This is a genomic window from Dietzia sp. IN118, assembly GCF_032905965.1.
Classification (GTDB): domain Bacteria; phylum Actinomycetota; class Actinomycetes; order Mycobacteriales; family Mycobacteriaceae; genus Dietzia; species Dietzia kunjamensis.
In genome coordinates this window covers 52,920-70,262 of record NZ_JAUMSR010000004.1, presented here as the reverse complement: position 1 = coordinate 70,262, position 17,343 = coordinate 52,920, and the positions used below count along the sequence as shown (strand labels likewise).

General features: G+C 65.2%; 14 protein-coding genes and 1 pseudogene. 13 read left to right on the top strand and 2 right to left on the bottom strand.

The window, feature by feature from the left end:
- Positions 1-75 precede the first annotated feature (75 nt).
- From Q2K20_RS17675 to Q2K20_RS17615, 13 genes and pseudogenes are all read left to right on the top strand, one after another.
- A complete protein-coding gene (locus tag Q2K20_RS17675) occupies positions 76-525 on the top strand; it encodes a hypothetical protein (RefSeq protein WP_317177053.1) in 450 nt (149 codons plus the stop codon).
- Positions 526-1,118: 593 nt separating this feature from the next.
- Positions 1,119-6,575, top strand: coding sequence for a DEAD/DEAH box helicase family protein (locus Q2K20_RS17670; protein WP_317177052.1), 5,457 nt, complete (start codon positions 1,119-1,121; stop codon positions 6,573-6,575).
- Positions 6,576-6,962: 387 nt separating this feature from the next.
- A complete protein-coding gene (locus Q2K20_RS17665) occupies positions 6,963-7,211 on the top strand; it encodes a hypothetical protein (protein WP_063934995.1) in 249 nt (82 codons plus the stop codon).
- A 94-nt stretch (positions 7,212-7,305) separates the two neighbouring features.
- Positions 7,306-7,935, top strand: a complete 630-nt coding sequence (locus Q2K20_RS17660) for a hypothetical protein (RefSeq protein WP_096907599.1) — start codon at positions 7,306-7,308, stop codon at positions 7,933-7,935.
- Positions 7,936-8,074: 139 nt separating this feature from the next.
- Positions 8,075-8,413 (top strand): hypothetical protein, encoded by a 339-nt coding sequence (locus Q2K20_RS17655; RefSeq protein ID WP_096907600.1) that lies wholly within the window; start codon positions 8,075-8,077, stop codon positions 8,411-8,413.
- Between the two features lie 143 nt (positions 8,414-8,556).
- Positions 8,557-8,910, top strand: a complete 354-nt coding sequence (locus Q2K20_RS17650) for a hypothetical protein (RefSeq protein ID WP_132064226.1) — start codon at positions 8,557-8,559, stop codon at positions 8,908-8,910.
- A gap of 31 nt (positions 8,911-8,941) precedes the next feature.
- Positions 8,942-9,115: a hypothetical protein gene (locus tag Q2K20_RS17645; RefSeq protein ID WP_159981243.1), complete on the top strand. Its 174-nt coding sequence runs from the start codon at positions 8,942-8,944 to the stop codon at positions 9,113-9,115.
- Positions 9,116-10,279: 1,164 nt separating this feature from the next.
- Positions 10,280-10,507, top strand: a pseudogene (gene nrdH / locus Q2K20_RS17640) (glutaredoxin-like protein NrdH); the annotation flags it as partial.
- A 458-nt stretch (positions 10,508-10,965) separates the two neighbouring features.
- Positions 10,966-11,442, top strand: a complete 477-nt coding sequence (locus Q2K20_RS17635; RefSeq protein ID WP_096907603.1) for a hypothetical protein — start codon at positions 10,966-10,968, stop codon at positions 11,440-11,442.
- A 35-nt stretch (positions 11,443-11,477) separates the two neighbouring features.
- Positions 11,478-12,062, top strand: coding sequence for a DnaB-like helicase N-terminal domain-containing protein (locus tag Q2K20_RS17630; RefSeq protein ID WP_096907604.1), 585 nt, complete (start codon positions 11,478-11,480; stop codon positions 12,060-12,062).
- A complete protein-coding gene (locus Q2K20_RS17625) occupies positions 12,059-12,247 on the top strand; it encodes a hypothetical protein (protein WP_096907605.1) in 189 nt (62 codons plus the stop codon). Before Q2K20_RS17630 ends, Q2K20_RS17625 begins: the two co-directional genes overlap by 4 nt.
- Positions 12,244-12,648 (top strand): helix-turn-helix transcriptional regulator, encoded by a 405-nt coding sequence (locus Q2K20_RS17620; protein WP_096907606.1) that lies wholly within the window; start codon positions 12,244-12,246, stop codon positions 12,646-12,648. Before Q2K20_RS17625 ends, Q2K20_RS17620 begins: the two co-directional genes overlap by 4 nt.
- A gap of 37 nt (positions 12,649-12,685) precedes the next feature.
- Positions 12,686-12,976 carry a hypothetical protein gene (locus Q2K20_RS17615; RefSeq protein ID WP_096907607.1) on the top strand — a complete coding sequence of 97 codons (291 nt, stop codon included), beginning with the start codon at positions 12,686-12,688 and terminating at the stop codon, positions 12,974-12,976.
- On the opposite strand, the gene Q2K20_RS17610 is transcribed toward Q2K20_RS17615, so the two are convergent.
- Positions 12,951-13,691: an SOS response-associated peptidase gene (locus tag Q2K20_RS17610; protein ID WP_096907608.1), complete on the bottom strand. Its 741-nt coding sequence runs from the start codon at positions 13,689-13,691 to the stop codon at positions 12,951-12,953. The two genes, Q2K20_RS17615 and Q2K20_RS17610, sit on opposite strands and share 26 nt — an antisense overlap.
- A gap of 156 nt (positions 13,692-13,847) precedes the next feature.
- On the bottom strand, positions 13,848-17,012 hold the full coding sequence (locus tag Q2K20_RS17605) for a type ISP restriction/modification enzyme (protein WP_317177051.1): 3,165 nt from the start codon (positions 17,010-17,012) through the stop codon (positions 13,848-13,850).
- Between the last annotated feature and the right edge of the window lie 331 nt (positions 17,013-17,343).

Sequence of the window (17,343 nt, the reverse complement as noted above, 5' to 3'; positions counted from 1 at the left end):
GACTCCTCGAGGATTCTTTAGACGGTTGACTCGAAAGATCACGCGGTGGCCGCTCTACATCCGTCAACGACACGGATGTCGGAGACGATCTCGGCCACCGAGTTACACCACTCTATGGGGCACTACTTCGGCAACCGGGCACGAGCACAGGCCGAGGAAACGATCCTGTGGCAGGAACTGGGGGAAGAGGTGGAACTGGCAGCCGAAGAGGAGGACCAGGAGACCTTCGAGGACCAGAGCTGGCGGACCAGCCCGGATCGGTGGCGGACGCACACCGACGTGGTGGGCGACCCGAGTCCCGAGATCGACGTGCAGACGGAGGACGTCTGGCCGGAGCAGACGATCCGCTTCCGAGTGATGGCGGCCTATTTGATGCAGACACGCTACGAGGACGGGCAACCAATACCGGAGACGCCGAACGATCCACTCAGAGCACTGTTTACGGACCTCGTCGAACGGGAGCTGGAGCGACGCGAAAGCGTCCTGTCCGAAGCAAGAGGACTGAGCCAGAACAACTCGACCTAGTCTTCGACGACACCGGAGCGGCGCCGGTCGACCCGGCAACGATCAACGTCCACTCCGAACCTCTGCCGGCGCCCGTGCGTCAATCGGAGGTGGCAGCAGAGCCGGCCAGCCTGGCATTAGCCGGCGGCGGTGGGGGAGTGGTCGCCCCCGATGCCGACCAGCGGCCCGAACCCGTCGACTACGCGCCGCCCCGGGACGTCGTCGTCCCGTCCGGCAAGAAGGCCCGAGTCGAGGCGAATATCGCCGCCATTAGATTGCTCCAGACCCTCGACGCCGAGGATCGTTATGCGACCTCAGACGAACAGCGAATCATCGCGCAGTGGTCCGGCTGGGGCGCCGTGCCCGAAGTCTTCGATCCGCGTCGAGCCGATTTCGCCGACGAGCGTGCGGAACTCGAATCGCTACTCAGTTCAGCCGAGTGGAACCGGGCGCGGCACACCATTCTCAACGCCCACTACACAGACCCGGCTGTTGTCGCCGAAACGTGGAGTCTCCTACGACGAGCCGGATTCCAGGGCGGGCTCGTCCTCGAACCCGGCAGCGGCAGTGGAACCTTCATCGGTCACGCCCCGGCCGATGCACAGATGGTGGGCGTGGAGCTCGACACCCTCTCCGCTCGAGTCGCGGCGGCGCTATATCCCAGTGCCCAGGTGCGCAATGAATCGTTCGCCGACACCGCGGTACCCGACAATTCTTTCGTTGCCGCAATCGGAAACGTCCCATTCGGCGACATCAAGCTGTGGGACGACGCCCACAACAGGGGCCAGCACTCCATCCACAACCACTTCATCATCAAATCGCTGGACCTCACCGCCCCCGGCGGTTACGTCGCTCTGCTCACCAGTCGGTACACCGCCGACGCAGCGAGAGCCGACGCTCGCACCGCTATGGCCGATCGAGCTGACCTGATCGGCGCGGTTCGCCTTCCAACCGGCGCCTTCCGCCGGGTCGCAGGCACGGAAGTCGTCACCGATCTGCTCGTGTTCCGCGTCCGCGAACATGGGCAGGAACCCACTGAAACGACCCGCCAGTTCGTTCGCACCAATGACGTCACCGTGCGGACCGATCTCGCCGACGGGGACGCTCCACCGGCCCGACTGCACGTCAATCAGTACTTCCTCGACAACCCCCATCACATCCTCGGCACACTGACCGCTGGCCACGGCATGTATGGGCAGGACGAACTACGCGTCCTGGCCCGCAATGACGCTCCGCTCGACAGGCAGATCGCTGACGTCCTCGGCCCCGTGATCGACGCTGCAGTTCTTGACGGCCGCGGCTTGCTCGCCAACCGGGATCTCGTCGTCTACGACTCCTCTCTGGCCACCGATCGGGGCCTCGTCGTTCCCGTCGAGAAGCACGGCGAAGTCGTTAGCGACACGCTGCGCTACAACAGCGATCACAACCTGATCGAGCGCTTCGACGGAACCGAGTGGGTCGACAGCAAGTGCCCCAAGAGCAGGCTCGCCGAGTGGCGTTCCATCCTCGAGCTGCGTGACACCGCGCTGTCGCTCGTACAGATCCAGCGAGACGGGGGAGACCCTGCCGATAAGGCCGCCCTGCGGGCCGCACTCAACGAGCACTACGACGCCTATGTGACCAAGTACGGGTTCCTCAACCGGTTCAGCTGGAAGCAGCCACCGGAAGTCACACAAGACGAGCACGACACCCGCCTCGACGCCGCTCTAACCACCTGGCTCGACACCGAGGGGCCCAACTACGGCGCCGAGAACATGCAGGACATCCCAGACGGTGTCCGATCACGCCTGGACGAAGAAGCCTGGCAGCCCAAGTCAGCGGCGACGAAGAGACAACCTCACCTGGCCGGCGCACTACGCGCCGATCCTCATCTCCAGACTGTCCTAGCCCTCGAGCACTTCGACGAGGAACGGATGGTCGGCCGCAAAGCGGCCATGTTCACCGCCGACGTCCTCGAGCCGGCAACCCCCATCATCGCCGCAGAGACAATCCAGGATGCGCTGGCGGTGAGCATGGACGAAAGCGCCAGCGTCGACGTCGCGCGGATCGCTCAGCTCATGGACGTCGACGCTGGCACCGTCGAGCAACAGCTTCAGGCCGAGGCGCTGGCGTTCCGCTCCACTGAAGACCCCGGAACGTGGATCCCGCGCAGCCGCTACCTGGCCGGCAACGTGCGCGTAAAGCTCGCCGAGGCGAACGCCGCCGCAGCAACCGATGACCGATACCGCTCGAACGTGGCCGCCCTGCGCGAGGCCATCCCCGCCCGCATCGAGGACGGGATCCGCGCCCGGCTCGGAGTGACCTGGGTCAGCCCCGACGACTATGAACAGTTCATCGCGGACACCTTCCGCATCGACAAGGACTCCGTGACGGTCAGCTACGTCAACAACGAGTGGGTCATCGAAGGCAGCTCCTGGTACGACGGCTACCAGACCGACGCCCTCGCCTACGGTCTCGTGCCCCAGAAGGGCCGCTACTCTCGGTCCTACAACTTCGTGGGTACCGACCGCGAGCAAACCCTGGCCAATCAGGGCGTCTCCCTCGGCCGCGACCGCTCGGGTAGCTTCGACCACTGGCAGGTTCTCGACTGCCTGATGAACTCTCGGCCCATCACGGTCAACCGCTCCAAGGAGTACAAGGAAGCCGTCCCCGGCGGAGACATCCACGCCGGCGCCACACGAGCGGCCAAGCAACGGGCCGAACGCCTCCAGGAGGCATTCGCCGACTGGGCGCTCAATGGCGATCCCGAGCGACGCGAACGCCTACTCACCGAGTACAACTGGCGGTTCAACGCCACCGTCGCCCCCAGCTACGACGGCTCACACCGAACCTTCCCCGGGCTGGGAAAGACCTTCAATCCCTACCCCTACCAGCGGAACGCCGTCGAGCGCATCGTCAACGAACCGACCGTGTTGCTCAACCACGTCGTCGGTGCTGGCAAGACCGGCACCATGCTGATGGGAGCGATGGAGCTGCGGCGTCTAGGACTAGTCCGCCAGCCGTGGATCGTGGTGCCCAACCACATCGTGGACCAGGTCGCCCGTGAGGCCGCTCAGTGGTACCCGGCCGCCAACGTGCTGTCTGGCGCCGGCCGCACCACCGCAGAGGGCCGACAAAAGCTCGTCGCCCAGTCCGCAGCGCAGGACTGGGACATCGTGATCGTCCCGCTTTCGGCGTTCACCCGCATGAAGACCTCGGCTCAAACCCGCGCCAGCTTCATCAGCAACCAGATCGACGCCATGCGCTCGGCGCTCCTCGAGGCCAAGGACGGCAACCAGAGCGCGGCGACGATGAAGCAGATCGAGAACGCGATGGCCAAGGCGCAGATCAATCTCGACAAAGCGATGGACGCCACCCGCAAAGACGAAGGCCTAACCTTCGAGCAATCGGGCTGCGACTACTTGTTCATCGACGAAGCCCACCTCTACAAGAACCTCGCCCGCACCTCCGGCGTGCAGGAACTGAGCCACCCGGGGTCCGATCAGGCGATGGACCTCAAGCTCAAGCTCGACTACCTGCGCGATCGCAAACGACAGGAAGCCTCAGCGGCAGGCGTTCCCGACGATGCGTACGTCGAGCGGGTCGCCTGCTTCGCGACCGGAACTCCGGTCGCGAACTCCCTAGCCGAGCTCTTCGTCATGCAGACCTACCTCCGCCCTGACCTGCTTGAGCACGCAGGAGTCGACAGCATTGACGCGTGGGGCCAGAACTTCACCGACACCACAGAGACTGTCGAACTCAACGCGTCGGGCACGAAGCTGCGCTCGGTCACCCGAGTCGGCCAGTTCGCCAATGTCGGTGACCTGGTCGGCATGGTCAGCCAGTTCACCGACGCCGTCACCCGCGATCAGGTGCCGGTGAATCTGCCCGCAAAGCGCTCCGGAAGCAACATCGTCGTGGACTTCGAGCCCAGCCAGGAGGTCAAGGACTTCATCCAGGATCTTGGCCACCGCGCCGACACTCTCGACCCCCGCCGGATGGACCTCGACAACGCCCTCAAGATCGCCAACGACGGCCGCAACGTCTCCCTCGACCCGCGCAGCGCCCACCTGGCCCCGCCCTCCGAGGGGGGCCGGGCACGCGAGGTCGCCACACGCATCCTGGCCGAGTGGGAGGCGACCCGAGACCGCGCCTACCTCGACGACTTCGGGGAGCCTTCCGACGTCCGCGGAGGCCTGCAGATCGTGTTCTGCGATCGGTCCGTGCCCAAAAATGATGGGCGCTGGAACATCTACGCCGCCATCAAGGCCGAGCTGGTCGCCGGCGGGATGCCTGCCGAGCAGATCGCCTTCGTGCACGATCATCCCAAGCCCGAAGACAAAGCCGCGCTCTACAAGGCCTGCCGCGCCGGCCGAATCAGCGTGCTCATGGGTTCCACGGAGAAAATGGGCACCGGCACGAACGTGCAGACACGAGCGGTCGCCCTTCACCACGTCGATGTGCCCTGGCGACCCGCCGACCTCGAACAGCGCGAGGGCCGCATCATTCGACAGGGCAACCAGAACCCAGAGGTAGCCGTCTACAACTATGTCGCCACCGCGACCTACGACACCGCGATGTGGCAGACGCTCAACCGCAAGGCCGCATTCCTCGAGCAGCTCTACGCCGCGGATCGCTCCATCCGCAGCATCGAGGACCTATCGGCCGACAACCTGGCCGAGTCGACCGCTCTGGTCAAAGCCATCGCCACCGGCGATGACCGATACCTGCGGCGCGTGGAACTCGAGCGAGACATAGAAGCACTCGACGCACGACGCGAGAGCCACCTGTCAGAGGTCAGATCCCGCCGCGAGGAGATCGCGGCGCTGACTCGCTCCATCCCTAACGAGGAAAAGCGACTCGAGCAGCTCGCCGCCGTCGCCCCGGAACTTAAGGCCTGGGCCGAGAAGGAGACGAAGGACTACACCATCGGCCGCACGTCGTTCAGCGTCCGAAAGGACGCCTCGGATCGTCTGCTGGAGGCGCTTCGTGAGGCGTACGTTCAACTGCGCGGAGCAGGCCCCAATGAATCCGCACACGTCGCCACGTTCGCAGGGGTGCCGCTACACGTCACCCGCGTGATGGAACACGACATGGTCATCCTTCGCTTCGGCGACCTCCCACTGACCGGCGTGAGCATCACTCAAGAGCAGCTCTGGCCACAACGGGACGACTCCCGATTCGGAGTCTGGGGCGCAGGCAGCACCGAGGCGCTGGACGTGGAGGCCGACGAAGCGAAGTCCAGCCGAGCTGCGATGGCCAACGGCGTGATGACTCGCATCGAGAACGCGATCGGCAGAGCGCCTGGCCAGGTCGACGCCGCTAGAACTGAGCTCGACACCGACCGAAAGCGGCTCGACGAACTGCACAACACCCCAGATGAGCCCTTCCCGGACGCCGCGAAACTCCAGCTGATGAAGACCGAGCTAGCCAGCATCAACGACGACCTCGCCGCATACGAGAACTCCGACGCCGCCCAGCTGGCCCAGACAGAACTGGACCAGCGACTCGCGGCCAAGGGCCGCAGCCCCGGCTGGTCACTGATGCTCAACCCGACTCCAGCCCTGGTGGAAGAACTCGGCTTCGACACCGCGGACGAGGTGCGCGAGATGATGCGACAGCGCGAGATCGAAGCCCTGGAAGCGTGGGCGTCACTGCCGGGCGCAACCCAGAACACCGCCCCGACTCGGGCCGTGGACTACGACGACCTGCGCGGAAAAATCATGGACCACGCCGACGCCATCGAACGGGCGGCCGAGGAAAGCGATCTGGCCCTGGACTCGGCGATGGACAACTATCGCCGCTTCGCCGAAGACCTGATCCGACAGGGCGGACCAGACCAGGACATCGGCCGGCGGCTCATCGACGTAGGAGATCAGATCGGCGAAACGGGAAACCCCCGACCGCTCGACGACCTCACCCGCGACCTCAAATCACGCAATGCCGGTGCCGAGCAGGCCCCCGTCGACAATGACTTCACGACCTCCTACCTCGAGCATCGCGCCCAAGCCCCGGATCTCGACCCGCTATCGGAATGGCAGAACCCAGGCTCGCCCACCGGGCCGGAGCTCGGACACGATCCTGACGCCTAAGCCGCCCCGCCGGGTGGAGTAGCTAGTTGGTGGGGCTCCCTTTCCCTGCTCCCGCCAGTCTTGGTGCTCCGCTGCCGGCGTCAAGGTCGGCACCCTTCGGGTGCGCCGGCTCCACCGACAAGCCCCGGACGCGCTCGCTGCGCTCGCTTATATCGCCCGGACCTTCCCGGCTCCGCCGCCGTGCCCTCTCTTGACCCCGTCCGCTCCACACCAATCGGGCCGGTATCAGGGAAAGGGGCACCATGCGTGGAGGTCACCGCCGGTCCCGGCGACCGGAAAAAGCCCAGGCCAAACCCGCTAAGCCCCTTGTGGCACTAGTGACACTAGTGCTACTATGGAGGCATACCGAGAGGGCAACACCGCCCCCGGAAACCCCAGGAGGACACCATGACCGCCAAGCCCGGCACCCTGCTCGACGCCTTCACTCTGGAGACCGATCGCGGCCCGATCGAGGCGGAGATCCGCCTCATGCACGCCGAGGACGGCACCGAGATGCTGTGGCACTACGAGAACGATCACCTCGGCTTCGTGCACCCCGCCCGCCGCTGCGTCCGGTGCAACGAGATCATCACCGCCGCTGCCGCCGGAGGCTGCTGCATCGCCTGCGTCGACGGCCTCGTCATCGGCCACGACTAGACCCCGCTACCGGCCCGCCCCGCGGGCCGGTAGTCCGGCCACCACTCACCACCCCGAGAGGGCTCCAAGCCCCCGGAAACCCCAGGAGGACACCATGACCACGAACCACGCGCCCGCCACGGTCCGAGCCCTGCCCCGCACAGAACCGGCAACAGCCCCCGCGCCTGCACACCCGATCACTCGCAACGGGCTGCTCGAACCTGCCGAAGGCCAGGTCCAGGCCGCGTACGACGAACTCGCCCGCCACCACGTCGACACGCTCACCGCCCGCGAATGGCTCACCGACCTCGTCGCCAGCGTCGGCGTCCGCCGCATGGAAGCCGAGGCCGCAGCCGCGCCCGCAGCGCCGAAGCCCGAGCCGATCGGCGACGACGGATTCACCCCGACCCGCCAGGAATGGGCAGAACTGCACCGGATGCTCACCATTGCCCTGGCCATCGTCAACGGTCGCCGAGGCCGCCTGCGCGACCTATTCGACACCCAACTCGCCACCGCCGCCGGACGCGCCAGCATCAACGTCGCCGCCGAGCGAGTCGCCGCCGCGCGACTAACCTCCACCGTGACCATCCGCCGACAGCAGGCCCAGGCGATCCGCGAGCCCAAGAGGACCGTCTTCTACGTCCCCGCCATCATCACCTGGGATACCCGTTACCGCGCCCTGGCCGCCACCATCGTCCGTGACAGCCACGGCCACTACCGATTCACCGGGTTCACCATCCTGTGACCCCCCAGAGCCAGCGGAGAGGCCCGCCCCAAGGGGCGGGCCTCTCCGCTATTCCACATCCCCCAACCATCCACAGACGACCCCAGCCGAGCGCCCCGAGAACACCCGGCCCCGCCACCAGCCTGGCAGCCTCAACGCCATGACCGACCCTCTGCAGGGCACCCTCGCCGACGTCACGGCCCGCGCACTACGCCTAGCCCGCGCAGGCGACCACCGAGCACGACCCGCACGAATCAACGGCAACACCGCCATTCTGACCCCACACCGCACCGAAAGCGGCCACCTCGACGCCGCCGACCTCGCCGCCCAGGCCTACGCCCTCGCCCTCGGACTGTCCTCCGACGACGGTCACTACACCGACGGCTATTTCACCGCCGCCGGCCTCGGACACTACGTACCTGCACCGGATAACGACGATCAACCGCACCCGCAAGACAGCGAAAAGCACCATGTACCCGGCTTGAAGCGGTGGTTCTAGCCCCAGCTCCCGCGTGCAACACCGTCCAGCTCCTACCGCACGTTAACTGGAAGGGCAGTGTCCCAATCCCGTCTCACAACAGAACGGATCGACTTGCCGGCTATACCTTTCTAATTCCACCCACCCAGTGGAAGGACGGCTAGATGGCAAATGACCGGCTGACTGAAGCTCAGCACCTTCAGTACCAAAAAGAGTTTGCTGCTGTAATCAAGTGGGCGTCAGAAGGGCACGGACTCCGCCTCATGGGGACGTCGTTCCACCTCGCGATCCCAGGCATCAACTCCATCGAAGACGGGTGTCGACACGTGGCCCAGTACTGTGCTGTCGCGCACGCGGAAGGCTTCACGCCAGATGTGGGGGTGCCGACGCTGCAGCTCATCACTTCCGCAGCCTCACGCTTCTACGACCAAGGGGCTCCTGTCCCCAGCTACGAGGCGCAATCTGCGCTCGAAACTGGCGCCCTCGGCTCCAGTCAGAACGTCTTTCAGAACCTCTGAAAGATCAACCCATCTAGGAACAGGATCAACAATGGACTACAACATCCCCCAGACTGCCGCGAGCGCGATCGTGCGGAACGCCGAGAGCAACAACTCAAATCTCGGCGGCCAGGCCAAGCGCGTCCAAGACCGCCTTCGGCAGGAGGCGAACGACACGGGCAACGCCTCCATCCGGCGAAAGAACGAGCCGGGCAACAAGCCCTGACGCTGTAGGCGAGGCGGGCTCGGACGTTCGTTGTTCGAGCCCGCCTTTTCAGTTGAATGGACGACTCAAGTGCGGAGATGAATCTGCTCTAATGGGGCGCGTGCTGGGACAGTATGCGCGAACGACGCAGGAGCTCGCGACCGGGATGCGAGCACTCCGGAAGGTCGGACTGCGAGGTCTGGAGACGGAACAGGGGTGCGGAGATCCCCCCTACGAGATAGTGCTCTCGCGAAGCACGCTGTCCCGGTACGAGTCTGGGCGCGTACTTCCCCCGCTCGAGTATGGGCCACACCTTGATCGCCTCTATAGGGCCAGCGGGTGGATCGACATGAGCATTCGAACTCTCTGGCAAGCAGAGTGGGACCCGTGGCATTCCCCTAGCCAATGGCCAGAACGCAACTTTTACTTCTCCTGGCCCGCCAGCTACTCGGGCGATGTGTGGATAGAAGTCGCGCCAATCCCGGCCGAGGTGGGCATGGCGACAAACCTAGTCCTCAACTGGGGGCCCTGGGAAAGGCGTGTCGACATCGTGCTTCCAGCGGCCGGGGCGGTGCTTCAAACAGGCAAGGCGGCGGATGCCGACGGAATCTCTCGAACCCTGAACCTGCAGGGTGACCGACCTTTCTACGCACTCTCAGGCGCAGGCACGAAGGGCTCGCCCCGCGGCGGTTGCACGCTAGACATCCGAGAAGGCTGGAGACTAACTCGGCCCGAGTGAATCACTTCGAGGGACTCGATTCGATAAGCGGTCTTGGCGGCGAGTACTCGTGCGCCAGCCTTGAGCGGCCAGAGCTCGTACTCGAGGGGGGAGCGCTCCCTTTCCCTGCCCCTGCCAGTCTTGGTGCTCCGCTGCCGGCGTCAAGGTCGGCACCCTTCGGGTGCGCCGGCTCCACCGACAAGCCCCGGACGCGCTCGCTGCGCTCGCTTATATCGCCCGGACCTTCCCGGCTCCGCCGCCGTGCCCTCTCTTGACCCCGTCCGCTCCACACCAATCGGGCCGGTATCAGGGAAAGGGGCACCATGCGTGGAGGTCACCGCCGGTCCCGGCGACCGGAAAAACCCAGGCCAAACCCATTAAAACCCTTGTGACACTAGTGGCACTAGTGCTACTATGGAGGCATACCGAGAGGGCAACACCGCCCCCGGCAACCCCAGGAGGACACCATGAGCATCGTCGTCTACACCAAGCCGGCCTGCGTCCAGTGCGACAGCACCATCCGCGCCCTCGACGTCGCCGGCATCGTCTACACCACCGTCGACCTCACCACCGACCACGACGCCCGCGACTATGTGATGAACACCCTCGGCTACAGCTCTGCACCGATCATCGAGGTTGACGGCGACGGTCACTGGTCCGGATTCCGCCCCGACCGCATCAAGGCCCTGGCGTCCGCACACTCCCGCAACCCCGAGCGCACCCAGTTCCTCGTCGACGTGCTCAGTACCGCCGTCGAGACCGGCATCAGCTACTGGGCCGAGACGGTCCACGTCGAGGACCGCACCGGGACCACCCCCGAGGGAGACAACCTCGATCCGCTCGGCTCCGGCGGCGACTGCTACGCCGCCCTCATCCGCGAGGACGAGACCGGGACTGAATACAAGGTCACTCTCGAGACCATCGCACGCGGCGCCACCAAGCTCGCCGCGACCAGCATCAACAACGACCTGGTCAACGACTTCCGCGAGGCCAACCGCACCAACGGCCACCGGGGCGACATCGACGCCGCCAACGCCGACATGGCCCTGCAAATGGGCGTCTTCGGCGACGTCATCTACGGCTGACGCTCCCCAGCCAACAGCCGCCCGCCCATCGCCGAGAGGCAGACGGGCACGCAGGAAGGACACCCGGAATGCACGCTCTCGACCACACCGATCTGCACTACCTCCGCAGGACCATGTCCCTGCACGGCCTCGGCCGACTCGCCGCCTCCCCCGAGACCCAGATCCCGCACATCGTCGCCAGCCAGTCCTCCGGATACGGCTCAGACCTCGCCTTCGAGTACCGCGCCAAGGGTCTATCCGTCTGGACCGGGCGAACGCTTCCCTCCACCGCGGCCCCAGACCGCCACATCACCTGGAACCAGATCCGTCGCCACATCAGCCGCTACGCCACCGACGAGTTCATCACCGCGTTTCGCAAGACCGACAAGGCATGGTGCCACGCCAAGGCCGGCGACCGGACCCCCGGTGTCCTACACCGGACCACCGACAGCGAACGCGACCAGATCGCCGACCTGGAGGCACAACTGCGACTCCTGGCCTCTCCCATCTGGGAACCCGCCACCACGATCGAAGCCGAACCCCAACAGCTCGACCTCTTCGCATAACCACCAGCACCCACCCCGCACAGGCAGGACAGACAATGCACACCATGACCGCCGAGGGCCCGCAGGCCACCGCCGACCCGGTCGACGTCGACGACCTCGCCGCCACCGACGACGCACCCACCGTCCCGGAACTTGACCCCGAAGCAGCACTCCTCTGCGCACTGCTGCACACCACCGACACCACCGAGGCTCGCCACATCACCCGTCACCTCGAGGCAAGCGACTTCCTCAACCCTCGATACGGCGACCTGTACAGCGTGATCGCCGACCTCATCGCGGCAAGCGAACCCCACCACGCCCCGCGGGTGCTCGCCGCACTCACCAGCGCCGGCCGCATGGCCGGCCACCAAGGACGGCTCCTCGCCGATGCCCTCCAGGTCGTCGCACTTCTCGGAACCCCCGCCATCGGAGTGCGCACTCTCGCCGCCGACGTCCTCGACGCCGCCTACCGCCGCCGCTTCGCCCGCACCGCCGCTGAGCTGACCCGTGCCAGCACCGAAGCGTCCACCGACGACCTCTTCGAGATCCTCCTTGGCCAAGGCCGCGCCATGCGTCGCGAAACCAAGCGTCGCGCCGACCTCACCGGCGGACCGACCAGTGGGGGAGAGGGGGAGGCATGACGTTCATTGTCGGGACAGGCCCCACCGAGTTGCACGCCCACATCGACCTCGACCACCGCATCACCGCAACCAGCCGGCCTGGGGCGGCTCCGGCCGTCACTGTCCTCGACGTCACCTGCAGCGACGGACACTGGGCCGTCTTGGCCACCCTTAACACCGGCACAACAGACAAGGAGCCCCGGTGACCCCAGACGAAGCCCGATCACTCGGCCGCGCCATCCGCGCCGCACGCATGGAGGCCGGACTCACCCAGCTCAAACTGGCCGTGGCCAGCGGAGTGAAATCCCCCTGGATCAGCGCCTGGGAACGCGGACAATCCCAACCCACCGCCTACCGACAGGCCACGCCGCCGGCCGTCATCAGCCGGGACCAGCTCACAGCAATCGCGCACGCCTTGGACTGCACCATCGAATCCATCGCCAACCGAGCCGCACTGTCAGCCGCGACCCGAGTCCTCTACGGGCTTGAACCACTCGGCCCCGCCCGCACCCTCGTCGGAGGCCAACGCTTCGACCTCACCGACGCCGAAGCCGACCGCGTCACCGACTTCATCACCGGGCTCATCGCCGCAAGGGACCTGCACTAATCGACCCTTGTCGGAGGCGACACCTAGGGTGCGCCCCATGGATGAGCTGCTGGGCCCACTGCGCCGAGCAGCCGAGCAAGCAGGCGATGATCAGTTCCTCGAACTCCTACGGTGGCACCTCGTCGTGGCCGGCCTCCCAGATGTCGACCCCACCAAGCAGGGCGCCTACCGAGACGCCATCGCCGAGCTGGGGGAGGAGCGCACACTCGAGCTACTGCGCGACCTGCGCAGACTCGCCCGCAACCCCCGCCGCTATCGCCACGGCGCCGACGGCAAACCTCGCTACCGCCAGGGGCGAACCGTCAGCGATCACCACCACCGCGGGTAACCGTCTTGATCAGGCCGGCATCGCGGCGGTCCAAGGTACGGACGTTGTTGACCGCCCGCGACACCGGACGGGTTCGAAGAGTCGACGCCACCGCCCGCGACTCGACGTCCAGCAGATCCAGCACGTCTCCGACCTGGTCCTTCTCGAGCTTCTCCGGGGCCAACCAGGTGTCCCACGAAGCAGGGGTCACAAAGACCGGCATGCGGTCGTGCACCTCGCCGGCCGCATCCTCACCCGTCCGCGTGATGATCGTGAACGTCGTCCGCCACTGCTCATCACCGTCCTGGCGGTGGAAGGCCAACAGTCCCGCAGCGAGCAGTAGCTCGTCACCCGGGGCGTGCACATAGCTGGGGTTCTTGACCTTCTTCCCGGCCTCGAGAGCTTCCTGCCACTCGTAGTACCCGGTCATCGGAACTAAGGCCCGCGCAGAGGCGAACGCCGAACGAAACATGCCATTAGTCGCAGCAGTCTCGAGCCGGGCGTTAATCGGCCGCGGACCCTTCTCTTTGGCCCACGACGGACGCAACCCCCACGTGGGCATGAACGCCTCACTCACCCGCTGTTCGCCGATCAGGCGATCCCGGACTACCGGCGCCCGTGTGCGAGGAGCAACCGAGTAGGTCGGCTCCCACTCGAATCCCGGCTCCGCCCCGTCCAGGTCAAGAACGTCGACCAGGGCTGCACCAGACACTGCGACCGAGTACCGACCACACATGCTGTGACACTAACAGCGATCGCAAGAGAGGACGCCCTGACCAGCAACTACGTCAGAACACACATTATCGGCGCTCGCTCACGGGGCGATGCCGTGACTTGTGAGCGATCATGAAACGGCTCGGACGGGCCACGTCGGGCACGTCAGCTCCCGGTTCTAGGCGAATGTGAAGCCCATTTGCCCATCATCCGTCGACTCGAAATCTTTCTGTTTGGTTGAGTAGTCCGGCTTGCGCTGCGGATCCTTGTCTCCGGCTGGCCAAATAACCCCGGTGGCCGCGAGCATGTCCCGAGAAGCTATTGGTCCGGCGAGGACTTGCTCGAGCAGAGTGGCCTGCTTCGACTCCATCGCAGTTAGCCGGGCCAGAACCGACAGGAGATCGAGCAGTTCGGCAGTCCATTCCACCGGCCAAGAGTCGGTGTTGATGTCATCCAGCGGGCTGGACTTTCGGCCGGTCGGTGAGGCTCTTCGATAGTTGAACCAGGACCGCAGTATGTTCTTCCCTCCTACCGTGTAGTCCCACACCGACTCGAGCACTGGTCCGAATGTTCCGTCGCCCAGCTCGAGAATCTGAGCGCTCGGGTCGTACGTCATCTTTGTCGGCATCGACTCGACCGCCGTCAGGTTCGCCACTCGCCGCTCGTCACCAGGAGGGAACCGCACGTCATTGTGTGGTCTACCTGCGCCGATATCAGCAAAGACCGCGCCATAGGTGTGTGCCCACACCACCTCCTTGCCCAGCGAAAGCGCGAGCTCGAAGAGTTCCGGATCAGTCGTGATCGGTATGCGCACGCCGGGCGTAGTCAGCTCGTCAGCGAAGCGCTTTGTAAAACGGGGATGGGCGCTCACACCCGCCATGTAGGCCACCACGTCACTTCCCGTGACCGGCTGGCCCGCAAGGGTGGATAGTGCCGCGAGTAGCCCCTTTGCGAGATTCGGCCGTCCGCCCGGATGCAGTGCTGGCAGTGCGCGTCCGCCACGGTTGTTGAAGTGGTGCATGTCGGGGATGAGTGCGGAGAACACGAGGCCCGGCCCGTCATCAATTGCTTCGGCGTGTTGCTCGATGACAAACACTTGGCCCGCCCGTCGGCCGGCCCACAGGTGTGGACTCGCAGAATGGAGAACTCGATGGTCGGCGACAATCCACTGTCTATCCAGGAACCGGAATCCGTACCTCACTACAGCCGGCGATTCGGGAAAGTTCGAGGTGAGGGGTAGTTCCGTGTTTCTCTCTACGTCCTCGCCGTGGAGTGGCTTCTTGCCGCGGTCGAGTCTCGCGTCTCGAGATTCCTTGAAGTAGGACGGACGCTCGTCGGGGGCTGCCGCACGTAGCGTCCGCCAGCGGCGGGCGAGGACTTCGGCCATTGGGTCGATAATCCAGTTACGGTTTCCCTTGACTCCCGGCGAGCTCCATGGCAGCAGGTCGTTCACTGCGGGGTAGTCGTCCCATGCACTCTCGGCCGCTGGGGTGAACGGTGCTTGCCAATCGGGGCGGGCATCGCGCCAGTGCTCGTCATCGAGCCCGAGGCCGGTGAGGGCGGCGTACTTCTCGGCCCGGTGGCCGTGGAGGGCGGTGTAGTGCACTGGGGCAGGGACGTTTGGATCGCAGTCTGCGCGACGGGTGAAAATTGCGATCGCTAGCGGTTGCTGTACCCCGGGGAAGATTCGGGTGGAAACGTCTGGACGCATGCCTTCGGGGGAGACGTCGATGATCCAGCCTTCGCTGGTGGTTCGGCGGAGGTATTCGCGCATTCCCTTGAACCCGGGGCCGCGTAGGTAGCCAGATGTGGTGATGTAGCAGACCACGCCGATGTCGCCTTCGGCGAGCGAATGGTTTGCGTTGAACACCTTCCAGGTGGCCCACCGCCAGAAGTAGATGTAGAGGTTCTTCAGAACGTATTCGTTTCGACCGTTGCCATCAGCGCGGAAGTCGTCCAATGGTCGGTAGTGGTCGCCCTTGGCGGTTTTGTCGCTGTCGCTGCCGTTCTCGATCCAGCCACCGATGCCCTCGGCTCGCTCGCGGTACGGGGGGTTGCCGATGACGACGGTGACTTTCGTTCCGGATTTGACCTTCGCGGCTCGAGAGCGTGACCGGCTGATCAGCTCTAGGCCGGAGCCGAGCTGTGTCTGCTCGGCGTAGGGGTCATCGAGCGTGTCGGTGACGAAGAGGCCCAGACCTCCAGGGGGGAGGGAGGCGTCGAGGTCGGCCATAAGGTCGGTTGCGCGCAGCTCCGCGACGGCGAACGGGCCCATCTGGAGCTCAAAGCCGTACAACCGCCGAGCGAGGTCGGTGACCGCGCCCGCTGCTGCTCCGGGGCCGTCACGTTCGGCAACTCTGGTGGCGACGTGCTCGATGATCGAGTGGAGGTAGGTGCCTGTGCCCATTGCAGGGTCGGCGGTGACCACGTTTGGGTCGGCGAAGCCGGCGGTCTTGCCCAGCCGGGTTACGAGCACGTCCTCGGTGAGGCGGACCATCTCTTCGACCACCTCGCGCGGGGTGTAGTACGAGCCGGACTGCTTGCGCAGCTCCGGGTCGTACTCATCGAGGAACTTCTCGTAAAGGTGCAGGTAGGTGTCACGCTTGCCGGCGCGAACCTTCGGCCAGTCGACGGCGTCAATTACCCGAACCATCAGGTCGATGGTGACCTTGAAATCCTCGGCCACGTAGTCGGTGAGTAGCTGGAGGGCCCGAGCCATTAGCGAGTGCTCGCCCGACAGTTTCATTCCCACCGAGTGCAGGCCGCCGGGACCGGCCAGGGTAATTCCTTCAGTGCGGGCGAGCAGGAGGGCAAAAGTGACGGTTTGGGCGTACCCGTCAGCGAAGGTGCCATCGGTGGCTGTGGGGAACAGGAGCTTGCGCCAGTCCCTCGCCAGACCATGGAACGGCTGGCTCGCGCGGTCTTCGCCCGCTTTGATTGCTCGTGACTCAAGCTCGAGCTGGTCCATCACCTCGCCTCGGAGAAGGCGGGTCAGAGGTGCCACGGCTCGTACGAGTGCGATCACCGAGGTGATCGGTGCAGGCTTCCATCGCAGGAAATCGGTAAGCAGCTGTTCCAGCTCTGGAGGCGCGGTGAGCTTGCTTCCGGCGGTTCGAAGCGTGCCACCGCCAAGGTGCACGGGGTCGCCGACGGGTTCACAGTCGCGATAGAGCCGCCATTCGGTCCCGTTGGTGTAGATCAGGTTGGGGAGGTCTCGCTGTCGATCCCACTGGCGACGGTTGTGTCCGGTCATTCCTTCGGGATCGAGGTTGGCCCCTGGCTTTTTGACCTCTACGTATCCCGTGATGGCCCCGCCGACGCTTATCGCGTAGTCCGGGCGCACTCCTCGATCGTCGTCGCGGACTTCGTCGTGCGGTACGACATCTAGGCCTAAGCGTGTGCCCGTCGCGGCTAGGAGTTGCTCGATGGGTGCCCGGATCGCTGCTTCGGACTCTCCGGGGCCGGAAAGCTTGGTTTTGCAGCGCTCCCCAAACTCAGAGACCGCATTTGCAAGCCAAGACGATGACACGAAAGCGTCCTTTCAGTTGTTGACGTGGCCAGACCGATTGTCTGTCATGGCTAGGCTCGGGGCACTTGGACCCGCCGTTTGAGTCCCCTCACCGCCCGTCGGTGTTTGGCGAATGTCTCGGTAGCAGCGCTGTCCGCGAAAAAGC